The following is a 14,635-nucleotide window of genomic DNA, read 5'->3' as shown; positions in this document are numbered from 1 at the left end:
CGAAGATAAATCTTATACTTGAAACATAAAACCCTAAATTTCACGAATTTTACTAAAACCTTTGTTATATTTAAGAGATGAAGCATTTTTTACACCTTTTAATTGGGGTATTCAGCAGTGTATTATGGGGACAACAAATTGATGTGGTTGATTTTAAGTCGATTACTGCAACGGTTTCAATCCACCCAATAGAGAAACAAATTTCAGGTAACGTATCTTATGTTTTTGATATGTTAAATGCTGCAGATTCCATTTTTATTGATGCTCAGCAGATGAAAATTTCGAAAGTGACCTTAAATAAGCAAGACATAGTCTTTAAAAACGATGGTGAAAAATTGTGGTTATTTTCAGATTTTAAAAGAAGTGATAACAATATTCTGAAGCTAGAATATATAGCAATCCCTAAAAAAGCCATGTATTTTGTAGGGTGGGAATACGATGGTAGACAGCAAGTTTGGACACAAGGTCAAGGGAAATACACGAGTAATTGGTTACCTAGTTTCGACGACATGAATGAGAAAACAACTTTAGACCTGACGGTAAATTTTCTTAATGATTATGACGTTATTGCAAACGGCGAGTTAAAAGAGAAGGTGAAAACGGATTCTTTAACATCTTGGAATTATGTTTCGGCTAAACCCATGAGTAATTATTTGTTTGCCATTGCTATTGGGAAATATGATAAAAAAACACTTAAATCTAAGAGCGGAATTCCTCTAGACCTGTACTATTATCCTGAAGATTCAACTAAAATAGAACCAACATATCGATATAGTGAACAGCTATTTAATTTTTTAGAAGCCGAAATCGGTGTGCCATATCCATGGAAAAACTACAAACAAATACCTGTCGCAGATTTTCTGTATGCTGGAATGGAAAACACTACGGCAACGATTTTTTCTGATGCGTATGTTGTAGATACTATTGGTTTTGTAGATCGTAATTATGTTAATGTTAATGCTCACGAATTGGCACATCAATGGTTTGGTGATTTAGTAACCGAAACCTCAGGGACTCACCATTGGTTACAAGAGGGATTTGCAACTTATTATGCCTTGCTAGCCGAACGCGATATTTTTGGAAACGATTATTATAAAATGCGGTTGTATGAATATGCTAAAGAATTGGAGGCGCAGGATGCAAGCGGACAAAGTACGGCGTTATTAAATCCGAAATCGAGCAGTACAACGTTTTATAAGAAGGGAGCGTGGCTCTTACATGCTTTGCGTGTTAAAGTAGGGGATAAGGCTTTTAAAATGGCAGTTAAGCAGTATTTAGAGGATCATGAGTTTGAGAATGTCGAAACAGATGATTTTATTAAAGCAGTAGAAGCGACTAGTGGAGAACGTTTAGATGCATTTTTCGATTTGTGGTTAAACACTGTTGAATTTCCAAAGGAGTCTATTGTAGAAGATGCTAAAGACGCTATGAGTTTTTATATAAAACATCTAGATCATATTGAATGTTCGGTAGATAAAGACATTGACTTTTTAATGGATTCCTCTAAGTTTTATTTTGAAAAACAGGAAATTATTAAAAAGCACCCGGAATTAATTACAGAAGAAGTATTACTTCAAAATGGCGTAGAAGTGCGGCAGGCCGTTGCTCAAACCTTGAGAGAGATACCGCACGAACTACAATCCGTTTACGAAACATTGCTAAACGACAAATCATATCAAACTCAAGAAATAGCGTTGTATAATTTATGGTCTAATTTTCCTGAGAATCGCTCGAAATATTTGAAACTAACTACAGATCGAGTAGGTTTTAAGTCGAAAAACATCAGACAATTGTGGTTAGTATTAGCGTTGTCGACACCTGAATTTGAAGCCGAAAAGAATCAATTATACATAAATGAATTAATTGATTACACGGGGCCGAAATATGATTTTGAAGTCAGAGAATTGGCTTTTAACTATGTAGATGCGCTTCAATTGTATAATGTCATGTCTATTACAAATCTAATGCAAGCTACAAAACATCATAATTGGAGATTAAGTAAATATGCGAAACAAACCTTGTCTTCTTTAGAGGAGCATCCGCAATATAAACCACTTATTATTCAGCTTCAACAAGATAAAACAACACCATGAGAGCACTCGTAATTTCTGGAGGTGGGAGTAAGGGCGCATTTGCCGGAGGCGTAGCTCAGTATCTTATAGAACATAAAAAACACGATTACGATATTATAATCGGAACGTCCACAGGAAGCTTGTTGGCATCGCATTTAGCTTTGAAGAAAGTTGAGAAAATTAAAGCTATTTATACGAATGTTACTCAAGACGATATTTTTAATAGTTGTCCGTTTTTGATCAAAAAGAAGAAAGGTGTTGAGACGATTAGCATCAATCATGTTAATGTGTTGCGAAACATTTTAAATGGAAGTAAAACGTTTGGGGAGAGTTTAAATTTAAAAAAGCTGATTAAAAAAGTTTTTACCGAAGCGGAGTTTTTCGATTTAAAACACAGCAGAGTAGATGTGGTTGTTACGGTTTCAAACATATCTATTAATAAAACGGAATATAAATCGATTAAAGACTTCGATTACGAGGAGTTTTGCGAATGGATTTGGATTTCCTGTAATTATACTCCGTTTATGAGTTTAGTGAAAAAGAATAGTTACGAATATGCCGATGGTGGTTTGGGATCAATGGTGCCTATAGAAGAAGCTATTAAACGAGGCGCAAAAGAGGTAGACGCTATTGTTTTAAAAACCGAAGTGACTCAGTTTAATCGCATGCCGTCTTTAAATGCGTTCTCGTTACTTACCAATATGTTTGCATTTATACTGGATCGTATTGAAAGTCAGAATATAAAGATTGGGAAATATGTCGCGACCAATAACGATGCGATTATTAACTTTTATTATACGCCTACAATATTGACTACAAATTCGTTGGTTTTTAATAAAACTAAAATGACCAAGTGGTGGCAAAGCGGATTTGATTTCGCAAAATATAAAAATGAAGAAACTAGCCAATTAGAAAATAAATGAGAGCATTAGTAATTTCGGGAGGCGGAAGTAAAGGTGCCTTTGCGGGCGGTGTCGCCCAATATTTAATAGAACGCAATAAGCGAGAATACGATATGTTTTTAGGCACATCTACAGGGAGTTTGTTAATTCCGCATTTGGCAACAGGCGATTTGAAAAAATTACATAAAATGTACACCAATGTGACGCAGCGCGATATTTTTAGTGTGAGTCCATTTATACAACGTAAAAAGGAAGGTCGTGAATATGTGACGATAAATTATTTAAGTTCAATCCTGCAGTTTATAAAACGAAAACGAACGTTTGGAGAAAGTAAATCCTTAAAACGAAATATTAAAAAGAGTTTTACTTTAGAAGAGTATAATCTTATTAAGCGCACGAAGGAAGATGTTGTGGTAACCGTAACCAATCTGTCTAAAAGTAAAGTGGAATATAAATCTATTCATGATTATACCTATGAAGAATTCTGCGAATGGATTTGGATTTCATGCAATTACATTCCGTTTATGTCTTTAGCTACGGTAAATGGTTATGAATATGCCGATGGCGGATTTTCGTGTGTGGTGCCTATACAAGAAGCTATAAAACGCGGGGCCACAGAAATTGATGCGGTAATTCTAGAATCTGAACAGATGAAAAAGAATAAGGTGTTAGGCAAGAATCCATTTTCATTAATGATGAATTTATTCGGGCATTTATTAGACCAAGTAGAACAACATGATATTGTGATAGGAAAACTCGCCGCGATTCAGAAAACTGTAAAGCTCAATTTGTACTACACCCCAACAAAACTAACCGAGAACTCCTTGATTTTTAGTAAACCTTTAATGGAACAATGGTGGAAGCAAGGCTATGCGTATGCCGAAGAAAAACATTTTAATGGTTCTTAGGGTGTTTTGGAAGGAGAACGGGGCTAAGGAGTGTTGGTTGGTGTTGATTGAATAAGATATTAAAACAAGCATTTGCCATAGCAAAATCAGGATTATTATATGATGATGCTCACAGAAGTATTTTAGTGAAAAATTAATACATTTTACTTGCTTTTTAGTACAGTACTTTGTTGTAGGTAGAGCTTTAGAAGCTTTCGTTTAATTCTCTAAACATTTGGATTGTATCAATATGTCTTACATTAAATTGACTACAAACTTCAGGTATTTTTATTCTGTTTTTTCTTTCGGGTTGGCTTTTTTCATAAGTAACAATAGTCCAATTATTGCTCATAGCGAAAGCAATAAGCCAAGGATCAGCCAAGTCGGTTTCAAGAAATTCCTGAATCGCATTTGGCATGAAATGATGAGACATGGAATTCGTCCAATTTACAATCGAAATATAATTTTGAAGGACAGTATCTGTATTGATAAAAAAATCGTCTGGTAAATTAGAATCACACCATATTTTAAGTTCATCTTCGTGAGAAGAATTGTCGTAAATTTCTTTTTTTACTTTATCAATACTTACTATAGTTCCATTTTGAGATAATGCATTCACTTTTACCCAAAAACTTTGAACAACATCAAGAGGATAAATTGAACGATGAGCTTGTATAAAGAAGTTTGAATCTACAATGTATTTACTCATACTTGATATAGATATTCATTAATAAACTTCTCGTACGTGTTACCTTTTAAACTAGTTAATTTATAAGCGTCTCTATATAAAAGATTGTTTTCGTTTACTGCATTATTAACATAACTAGCAAATCTTAAACTTATTCTCTTTTTAGCAGTTGCATAAAAATTACCACCAGAACTTTGATTTTCTTTTTTGTTTTTAAATTCAGCTATATAATTGTTATAAAATTCAAAAAAAGAAGGTTTAGAAATTAAATTTAAATCTAAAGCTCTTCTTGCAATTACAATTGGACTAACTTTAAAAACTCTACTTAAATATTTTATATTTTGACTACTATTCCATTTTTCTCGAAAGAAAATTTCAGGAACTAAAAATTCTGCAGCAACTTTATCACATAATAATTCCGTTGGGTCATCAGCTGGAAGCATTTGTTTATTATCAAAACCAGCACTTTCTCCTAACCAAATATGAGCAATTTCGTGAATTAAAGTAAACATTTGAGCAGCTTTAGCGTCTGCGGAATTTATAAATAGAAAGGGGGCTTTATTATTTACTAAAACAAAACCTCTACATTCTTCGACCAGAATTTTTCTTCTAGTATTGTTACCAACAATTCCATTAAAATTGATAATTATACCAATTTCCTCAATCTGTAATGTCAAATAATCTAAAGCTTGTTCCCAAGTTCCAAGTTTACTAGCCCAATTAATAGGTAATTTTAAAGTATTCCTGATGTCATTTGCAATTTCTTTATAATCAGAGCTATCATTATATTTTCCCACAAAACCTAAATCAGGATAATCGCTTTCATTCAGATAGTTTGTCAACCAATTTTGTCTGTCTTTTATAATCTGGATAGTATGGTAAACATTTAAAGAAACTTTATCTCTTGGTGCTGCTCCTGTTCTGAAAAAAGGTATAGGAATTTCCTCTTTAGGAGGCTCATTCATAAACATATATCCAAAAGGTACGTGGACTTTATGAGTGAAGTTTTCTAATTGTTTTAAAGTAGGTTTTTTATTTCCTTCTATCCAATCTAAAACATCAGGATTATCTGCATAAAATTCCTCAAGACTATTACCTGCTCGAGTAATTGCCCAGTTTATAATATCAGAATTTATATTTTCAATCCTTGTTGCCATTAGGCAAATATAATTTAATATTTATAATTAGCTGTTTTTATCTTAAGTCGGCTGTTTCTTGCATTACCTACAACGTATCATATTCAAACATTAGCTCATAATTAATTGGGTTATCATCAGGATAAACCAATATCGTACTTACGAACTATAAAAATACTGATTTTGGTTGTGTAATTTGTACGGATTTCCGTAATACATTAAAGTTTAGTCTTTTATTTAAGGTAGTATTAAATAGGGAAAGTAAAATTATGTAGTTGAAGAAGAAAAACATTTTAATGGAGCATCAGCGGTTTCTAAAAATAATAAGACCCTTTAAAGAAAACACGTCGACATTTAATGCATCGTAATCTGTTTTCGTATAAAGGGTTTTAGGTAACCTAGCTTCAATGTATAAGCTATTTATTAAAATTGTAGCCGAGATTTTATGCGTTTACAGCTTCTAGTAATTTTCGGGAGCGCGTTCCCATACGACTTTAGCGGTTTGCAGTTCGCCATTAAACTTTACGGGTTGCTCCGTAGTTAATAGTAATGTTTTATCGTCTAATTTAATTAAGCGTACTTGTTCTTTGCCTAGCCAATTTGGGAATAGACTGGCGGTTAACTCGTGGGTAACGGTTTGTTTTTCTTCATCTACAAAAAAGCGACCAGAATAGGCTAAATAACCACTTGCTGCTTCCTTGTATTCTTCTGGCTTTCCGCCAAACATATCATCGGAATCAAACATAGCACGATCTTTTTTTTGCATTTGTGCCGACATATAACCATCTGGTGTGTATATTATAAATCCAGAAGGGTTTTTGTCTAACGGATAGGTGATGTCTCCATCTTCATTTTTTTGTGTAAAATCTTTCAAGGCCCAAGCGCCTACTAATTGATCTCTTAATTTTATACGATTCATAATGTTTTTATTTTTTTAAGCAAATTGTTACAAATAGAATATTTAACCCTATATATAATTTGAAAATTCACTTTTATATCATTACTATGACATTAAAATTATAAATTTAGAATGGGTTGAAAGTATATTCTGTTCACTTTAGGAGTATTTTATGAAAAACCTTTAAAGTGCGTTAAAAAATTGAAATCCACATGTGGTTTGCAGAACGCAGTGCTAGCTGTTTCTTAAAACAAAAAGCTTCGCGAATACCACGAAGCTTTTTGTTTTAATACATGTATATTTTAAATTGTATAGTAGTTAATGTTTTACCACATATCGCTCACTTCTTTTTTTACATAGGATAGAGCGGTGTCGCTAGGTGCGCGTTTTTCCATCATTTCAGATAAAACGACTTCACGAATCTTATTTGCAGAATCTGTTTTTTCTAGCATAGCTGCTTTTCTAATTAATTGAATCGTTGAGTTTTTAGCTGTCGTAATTACGCTCCAACAATCGTCGGTGATATAAATTTGTTGCGATAAATTATGTTCAAATTCCTGTTCTATGGTGCTGATTAATAACAACTCGTAGTCATCTTTATCTGTCGAAGTTGGTTGTACGCGAATCAATAATTTTGAAGGTGATATGCGCTCCAAGAACAAAGCCATGCGTTCGTAAGCTTGTAACCGTATTGGCATGGCGTTTACTTGCATTTCTTTTTTCAATAAAAAACGTCTGCGACCATCTTCGTTTTTTGTGTGTTCCTTAAAGAAGTAATAGGCGATTAGGCCTGTAACAATGGTTGGTATGGTGTAAGAAAATAGACTTACTATAGATTCGAAATTCATTTATTTAGTGTTTAAAGCAAACTTACTAGGTTTTTATATGTGTACAAACAGGGTAAATGGTACTAATAATTAAGATTGAAGTGTTTTCCCTCCCAAATGCGGACAATCTTTTAAATCCTGCATGCTTGTAAACGCAACAGGCGATTTTTCGTATTTGTAGGTTTTGTGTAGTTTAGACGTTAGGTTTTTATCGTCTACATTAATATTAATATCGCGCATGGTAAACTGGCAGGGATGTTCGTAACCAGCAGCGTGAGTTACTTCTATAAATTCTTTACTGAAGGTTTTAAAGTACTGAGCTAACCTTTCAGATTTTAAAGTAGGATCTATACCGTTTTGCAACCATTTATTTTGGGTAGCTACACCACTAGGGCAGCGGTTAGTATGGCATACTTGTGCTTGTATACATCCAATACTTAACATGGCTTCTCTGGCAACATTTATACAATCTGCTCCCATTGAAAAAGCCATAGCTGCTTTCGCAGGGAAACCTAAGCGACCACTTCCTATAAATACAATACGCTCTGTTAATTTTCGTTTTAAAAAGACTTTATATAAATCGCTAAATCCGTAAACCCAAGGTAGAGACACGTGATCTGCAAAACTTGGAGGGGCAGCACCAGTACCACCTTCACCACCATCTATAGTGATAAAGTCAGGTCCCTTTCCTGTTGCAATCATAAGATCGGCAAGTTCTTCCCATTGTTCTATTTTTCCTATAGCAGCTTTTACGCCCACAGGTAAACCGGTAAGCTGTGCTATTTTCTCAATAAATTCTATAAGTCCAGGAATATCTTTAAAAGCAGAATGATTTGGTGGAGAAATAACATCTCTACCAAGAGGAACGTGTCTGATTTTAGAAATTTCTTCTGTAATTTTTGCAGCGGGTAAAACGCCTCCTTTTCCAGGTTTAGCGCCTTGAGATAATTTAATTTCTATAGCCTTAACAAACGGATTTGCTTCAACTAGGGCAACAAGTTTATCCATCGAAAAATTTCCGTCATCATCACGAATTCCAAAATATCCTGTTCCTATTTGAAATATAATATCTCCTCCGTTACTATGGTAAGGCGACAAACCACCTTCTCCCGTATTGTGATATGCACCCGCAATTTTCACGCCTTTATTTAGAGATTCCATAGCTTTAGCAGATAAAGAACCAAAACTCATTGCAGAAACATTAATAACAGAAGCAGGTCTAAAAGGACGTCTTCTATTATTGTATGCCCCCATTATTTTTGCACAGGGTAAAAAGGTCTTGTCTATTAGGTTTGGATGATTTTCTTTTGGTTTATAAGGTAACATGGCATTGTTTACAAACACATGCTGATTGGCATAAATATCGCGATCTGTACCAAAACCTTCGTAGTTATTCTCTTTTTTTGCCGAAGCATAAATCCAACCGCGTTCAATACGATTAAAAGGTAATTCTTCACGGTTATTTGCTACAAAATACTGACGCATTTCTGGACCAATACTCTCTAAAAGAAATCGGAGATGCCCTACAATCGGGAAGTTATGACTAATAGTATGCTTTTTCTGAACAAATACATCTCGAATTGCTACTATTAAAAGGAAAAGGATTACCCAAATCCACCAACTTATGTCGCTTAAAGCCATATTACATCTCTTTTTTTGTTAACGGGTTAAATATATTATAAATAAAGCAAAAAGATAAAGGAAGATTTCCTTAACATTATATTGTTTAATTATTATAGTAATATAAATCCATCGTGATCAATGTCAAACCGAATCAAAAAAAGTCTAACTGTCCTATTTTTAATTGTTTGTGCGTGTGTTGTGGTTTGTTTGTTTTTCGCCAATAGTTTTGTTGAGAATAAATTAGAAAACACACTAAAAACATTGCCGGCATCGGTAAGTTTTAAATATTCTGCTTTGCATGTAAATGTGTTTCAAGGGATGTTATTTGTCGAAAATCCAGAATTAGAATTAATAGAAGGTGTTAATAAAGGTGTCGATTTAAAAATCAAGTTAGAAGATTTTAAACTGAAAGATGTAAGTTATTGGGAGTATGTGGTTAATAATACGATCCATTTGGATAGTATTTTGCTACTCAATGCGCAAGTGTCTTATGTGAAAGCACAAAAGAAGAGTCAGGATTCTACAAGCTCAGATTCATCATCTTCACAATCCGAAGCCTTAAAGACCTTTAATAAAACGATTAAAATTGATAATTTCGATTTAAATCATGCTACCGTGACTTTATTTAAAGGCTCTCGGGATTCGATATTTTTAAAATCTGAAAATGTGAATATTGCATTTCGCGATATTCATTTTGACGCCGCTACTGCAGAACACAGCATTCCTTTCGAATATTCTAACTATCATGTGTTAACAGATTCTTTAAAGTTTAATGTTGGAGAGTTTGAAACTTTAAGTTTGCAAGAGCTTGAGTTGACTAAAAGCCATTGGGTGGTTAGAGATTTTAAGCTGAAAACAAAGTATTCTAAACAAGAGCTTAGTAAGGTGATAAAGAAAGAGCGGGATCATTTTAATGTCGAGATGGATTCGTTGTATATAGAGCAACCTGAATTTGGTTTTAAAGACAATCGCTTTTATTTTAAAACAGATACGATCACGATTCAGAAACCGAATTTGAAAATTTATAGAAATAAAATGATCGCCGACGATAATTCTATAAAACCATTGTATAGTAAAATGTTACGCGATTTAAAAATCGATTTAACCTTACCTACGTTGTTATTAAAGGAAGGTTATATAGAATACGAAGAGAAGGTGAAAGCAGGTATTCATGCCGGAAGTATTTCGTTCGCTAATTTTAATGCCACCATTAAAAATGTAAGTAATACCTATGTATCTCCAACGCAAACAGAACTAGATATTCATACTGATTTTTTCGATACTGCACCTTTACACGCCGTTTGGACTTTTGATGTAAATAATGAAAAAGACGAATTTAACTTTAAAACTGAAATAGGTTTGTTACCCGTTTCTCAGCTAAATAAATTTACGGAACACAATTTAAATATAAAATTAGAAGGTCAGTTTGATAAAGTCTATGCTAATATTAATGGTAATGTAAATCGTTCTAATGTCGATTTTAGTGTGAAATATGAAAACATGAAACTTGATATTCTAAATAAAAAACATAAGAAGAATAAGTTTCTGTCTTCAGTAGCGAATTTATTTCTTAGAAATGATTCTGATAAAAATGAAGATGGTTTTATTTCAAAAACAGGTCAAGTTGAACGTGACAAAACAAAGTCCGTTTTTAATTTTTTCTGGTTAAATATACAGGAAGGCCTGAAACTTGTTTTTATTGGTGACGGTATAATTTAGGTGTTTCTCAGTTCAATTAATGGTGCAAAGTGGTCAATGTTTATAATTATTTATAAATCTATTTACTTAAACGGGTTACAAAGGTTAATTTTACAGTCTAAATTGTATAAACTTTGGAGAAGTATTTAAGTCAGTTAAATGAAGCACAGTTAGCACCAACCATTCAAATGAACGGCCCTATGATAGTTATAGCGGGTGCCGGCTCAGGAAAAACACGTGTGCTTACTTATCGAATTGCCTATTTAATGCATAAAGGTATAGACCCTTTTAACATCTTATCGTTAACGTTTACCAACAAAGCAGCGCGCGAAATGAAAGAGCGTATTGCCTCTATTGTTGGGCAAAGTGAAGCGAAAAACCTTTGGATGGGAACCTTTCACTCGGTATTTGCTAAGATTCTTCGAATTGAATCGGATCGTTTGGGGTATCCTGCAAACTTCACCATTTACGATGCGCAAGATTCTCAGCGTTTAATTTCATCTATAATTAAGGAGATGGGATTAGATAAAGAGTTGTACAAGTATAAATCTGTATTTTCAAGAATTTCTTCATACAAAAACAGTTTAATTACGGTTCGTGCTTACTTTCAGAATCCAGAATTAATAGAAGCAGATACCATGGCTAGACGCCCGCGTATTGGAGATATATATAAGGAATATGTAGAGCGTTGTTTTAAATCGGGAGCAATGGATTTCGATGATTTACTATTGAAAACCAACGAACTTTTAACACGATTCCCTGAAGTGTTAGCAAAATACCAAGATCGATTTAGATATATATTGGTCGATGAGTATCAAGATACAAACCATTCGCAATATTTAATAGTAAGAGCACTGTCCGATCGTTTCCAAAACATTTGTGTGGTAGGGGATGATGCGCAGAGTATTTATGCGTTCCGTGGTGCGAATATTAATAATATACTGAATTTCCAAAAGGATTACGACGATGTGAAAATGTTCCGATTAGAACAAAATTACAGATCGACTAAAACGATTGTAAATGCAGCGAATTCTATAATCGATAAAAACGAAACAAAATTAGATAAGGTTGTTTGGACAGCGAATGACGAAGGAAATAAGATTAAGGTAAACCGTTCTATGACCGATGGGGAAGAAGGACGATATGTGGCGAGTACCATTTTTGAAACAAAGATGAACGAGCAACTTAATCATTCCGATTTTGCCATTTTGTATCGTACCAATGCACAATCCCGATCTATGGAAGACGCGTTGCGTAAACGAGATATTCCGTATCGAATTTATGGAGGTTTATCGTTCTATCAGCGTAAAGAAATTAAAGATATCCTGTCTTATTTACGGATTATTATAAATCCGTCTGATGAGGAAGCTTTAAAACGTGTGATTAATTTTCCACCACGTGGAATTGGTCAAACCACAATCGATAAATTGCTAATTGCAGCGAACGGTTATAAGCGCTCTATTTTTGAAGTGATGAAACACATCGATAAAACCGAAGTGAAAATCAATTCAGGAACGAAGAATAAATTGATGGATTTTGTAACTATGGTTGAAAGTTTCCAAGTTATGAATCAGAATGTGAATGCCTTCGAACTTGCAGATCACGTTGCGAAAACTACAGGTTTAATAAAAGAATTCAATAAAGATACAACGCCAGAAGGTGTTGCTAAAGTAGAAAACATTGAAGAGCTTTTAAATGGTATTAAAGATTTCGTTGAAGAGCAAAGAGAGATTGCAGATACAACAGGATCTTTAACCGAATTTTTGGAAGACGTTGCATTGGCAACCGATTTAGATAATGATACTGGGGAAGACGATCGTGTGGCGTTAATGACGATTCACTTGGCAAAAGGACTGGAATTTCCATATGTATTTATTGTCGGACTAGAGGAGGATTTATTTCCGAGTGCGATGAGTATGAACACACGAAGCGAATTGGAAGAAGAGCGTCGTTTGTTTTATGTGGCCTTAACACGTGCCGAAAAGCAAGCCTATTTAACCTATGCGGTGTCAAGATACCGTTGGGGGAAATTAGTGGATTCTGATCCTAGTCGATTTATTCAAGAAATAGACGAGCAGTATTTAGATATACTAACGCCTATTGAAGAACGCAGAATGAACCCGATGTTAGATGCCAATATTTTTGGAGACGATGTGCCTAACAGAAACATTCGCTTCAAGCCAGCTAAACAATTACCTATTCAGAAAAAAGGCGCAACTAAATTACAAGGACCAGCAAAAGTTCCGGTAAATACGTCTAAAAATTTAAAACCTGTTAGTAAAACTAGTGGAGCAGAAGGTGGTAATTTATTCGATAATAAATTAATTGCCGGAAACATCGTGAAGCATTTACGTTTTGGTAAAGGTGAAGTTTTAAAAATTGAAGGTGCCGGAGCAGATACAAAAGCTGAAATAAAATTTGAAAACGGAGGAAATAAAAATCTTTTACTTCGATTTGCTAAATTGGAAGTTATAGGGTAGGGGAAGTTTGGTTTTTTGTAGTGCGTTACCCTTATTTCTATGTCACTTGTAAAATTAATTCATAGAGTTTTTGATTTTTAATTAAAGCAAAAATTCTATGAATTAATTTATTTCGGATAGTGTTTAACACTGATATTTTATTCATTTCTTCTTCAATTTTTCGTTAATAATAGTGTTTAAATTCTTCTTCTAATCTTGATAATTGAAAACTGAAATGAGAAAATATATTAATATAAAATTGAATGTTTTTTTGTGCCGTTTTAGCCGAACATGAATGTTTGTCGAGCGGAGTCGAGATATAAGTTTAGAAGGCTTTAGACTCTGCTCAAGCAACCTATTATTATGAATAGTTTGCTTGTTGTGTGATGCTGAAACAAGTTCAGCATGACGCAATTTTCATCTTACCGTCACCCTGAATTTAGTTCAGGGTCACATTCGAGTGATTGTAATATTATATTTATTGCAGTTTAAGTATGTGTTGAGTTTATTACGGTGTGCCGAAAGGTATTCAGCAAGAGGCAATACAACCAAATAAATCACTCCAAATTAGCTCCAATAAACACTTTTAATTTAGACCACGTATCTAATAACTCTAATCCTTCCCAACCATGACCCGCTTCAGGATATAAGGTGTATTCATGCATGATGCCAAGTTCTTGAAGTTTACTTTGTAGTTGGTCACCTTGAGATGTTGGTATTAAGGGGTCTTTTCCGCCATAAAATAGAATGGTTGGCGGTGCTAATTCCGTGATCTGATGGTAAGGACTTATTTTTTCTAAAAACTCAGTGGTTAAGTCTAAGCCATATAATTGCTCAAGTTGGTTTAAGGTATTAAAATTTAAATCTTCTAAATATGCTGGATCTGTAAAATTTGTAGGGCCAACAATACTACCAACCATTTTAGTTTGCTGGGTGTCATCAAAAGCATAACTCCATAACATTGCCAAATGTGCACCCGCACTAACGCCTACAAATCCGAAATCTTTAGAGATTTGATACGCATCAATATTAGAGTTTAAATGATTAACAACAGCTGTGATGTCGTTTATTTGCATGGGGTAAGCTTCAGAAGTTTCGTCTACCAAGCGGTAATTCATATTTAATATGGCAAGATTTGGTAAATCTTTTTGAATCAATTCAATAAACGTATTCATATCTTTTTTATCGACGGAAGTCCATCCGCCACCATGAACTAAAATTAATGTTTTGGTGTCAATATCCCGGTGTGCAGGTAAATAGATGTCGTATGTCTGAAATTCCTCGATACCATATTCTACATCCGTTTTAATTGTGGCTTCTAAATCTAAAAAATCACTACCCTCGGATGTAGAGTCTGAAGTACACGAAAAACACGTGACTGCAATAAATAGCAGGATGATAATGGTTTTTATTGGTTTCATTATAAATTATTAATTACTTTGTAG

Annotated in this window: 11 protein-coding genes; 5 read left to right on the top strand and 6 right to left on the bottom strand. The window is 33.9% G+C overall.

The window, feature by feature from the left end:
- Positions 1–77 precede the first annotated feature (77 nt).
- The 3 genes from ACFFVB_RS05670 to ACFFVB_RS05660 are packed head-to-tail and all read left to right on the top strand — an operon-like array spanning position 78 to position 3,882.
- Complete coding sequence (locus ACFFVB_RS05670) at positions 78–2,093, top strand: M1 family metallopeptidase (protein ID WP_382381745.1); 2,016 nt, start codon at positions 78–80, stop codon at positions 2,091–2,093.
- A complete protein-coding gene (locus tag ACFFVB_RS05665; RefSeq protein ID WP_382381744.1) occupies positions 2,090–2,995 on the top strand; it encodes a patatin-like phospholipase family protein in 906 nt (301 codons plus the stop codon). Before ACFFVB_RS05670 ends, ACFFVB_RS05665 begins: the two co-directional genes overlap by 4 nt.
- Positions 2,992–3,882: a patatin-like phospholipase family protein gene (locus tag ACFFVB_RS05660; protein WP_382381743.1), complete on the top strand. Its 891-nt coding sequence runs from the start codon at positions 2,992–2,994 to the stop codon at positions 3,880–3,882. Before ACFFVB_RS05665 ends, ACFFVB_RS05660 begins: the two co-directional genes overlap by 4 nt.
- 184 nt (positions 3,883–4,066) lie before the next feature.
- Here the strand turns inward: ACFFVB_RS05660 and ACFFVB_RS05655 are convergent, their stop codons facing one another.
- The 5 genes from ACFFVB_RS05655 to ACFFVB_RS05635 form a co-directional block, all read right to left on the bottom strand.
- On the bottom strand, positions 4,067–4,570 hold the full coding sequence (locus tag ACFFVB_RS05655) for a DUF4411 family protein (protein ID WP_382381742.1): 504 nt from the start codon (positions 4,568–4,570) through the stop codon (positions 4,067–4,069).
- Complete coding sequence (locus tag ACFFVB_RS05650) at positions 4,567–5,706, bottom strand: ImmA/IrrE family metallo-endopeptidase (RefSeq protein ID WP_382381741.1); 1,140 nt, start codon at positions 5,704–5,706, stop codon at positions 4,567–4,569. Before ACFFVB_RS05650 ends, ACFFVB_RS05655 begins: the two co-directional genes overlap by 4 nt.
- A gap of 439 nt (positions 5,707–6,145) precedes the next feature.
- Positions 6,146–6,604, bottom strand: coding sequence for a lipocalin-like domain-containing protein (locus tag ACFFVB_RS05645; protein ID WP_382381740.1), 459 nt, complete (start codon positions 6,602–6,604; stop codon positions 6,146–6,148).
- A gap of 305 nt (positions 6,605–6,909) precedes the next feature.
- Positions 6,910–7,431: a DUF7935 family protein gene (locus ACFFVB_RS05640; RefSeq protein WP_382381739.1), complete on the bottom strand. Its 522-nt coding sequence runs from the start codon at positions 7,429–7,431 to the stop codon at positions 6,910–6,912.
- Positions 7,432–7,500: 69 nt separating this feature from the next.
- Positions 7,501–9,051 (bottom strand): FMN-binding glutamate synthase family protein, encoded by a 1,551-nt coding sequence (locus ACFFVB_RS05635; protein ID WP_382381738.1) that lies wholly within the window; start codon positions 9,049–9,051, stop codon positions 7,501–7,503.
- Between the two features lie 120 nt (positions 9,052–9,171).
- Between ACFFVB_RS05635 and ACFFVB_RS05630 the strand changes: the two genes are divergently transcribed.
- Together ACFFVB_RS05630 and ACFFVB_RS05625 are read left to right on the top strand one after the other, a co-directional pair.
- Positions 9,172–10,752 carry a hypothetical protein gene (locus ACFFVB_RS05630; RefSeq protein WP_382381737.1) on the top strand — a complete coding sequence of 527 codons (1,581 nt, stop codon included), beginning with the start codon at positions 9,172–9,174 and terminating at the stop codon, positions 10,750–10,752.
- Between the two features lie 113 nt (positions 10,753–10,865).
- Positions 10,866–13,211 carry an ATP-dependent helicase gene (locus tag ACFFVB_RS05625; RefSeq protein WP_382381736.1) on the top strand — a complete coding sequence of 782 codons (2,346 nt, stop codon included), beginning with the start codon at positions 10,866–10,868 and terminating at the stop codon, positions 13,209–13,211.
- A gap of 536 nt (positions 13,212–13,747) precedes the next feature.
- On the opposite strand, the gene ACFFVB_RS05620 is transcribed toward ACFFVB_RS05625, so the two are convergent.
- Positions 13,748–14,611 carry an alpha/beta hydrolase fold domain-containing protein gene (locus tag ACFFVB_RS05620; RefSeq protein ID WP_382381735.1) on the bottom strand — a complete coding sequence of 288 codons (864 nt, stop codon included), beginning with the start codon at positions 14,609–14,611 and terminating at the stop codon, positions 13,748–13,750.
- Between the last annotated feature and the right edge of the window lie 24 nt (positions 14,612–14,635).

It is taken from the genome of Formosa undariae, assembly GCF_042427615.1.
Classification (GTDB): domain Bacteria; phylum Bacteroidota; class Bacteroidia; order Flavobacteriales; family Flavobacteriaceae; genus Formosa; species Formosa undariae.
Note: the sequence above shows the minus strand (reverse complement) of the source record. Positions and strands in the feature narration are given on the sequence as shown.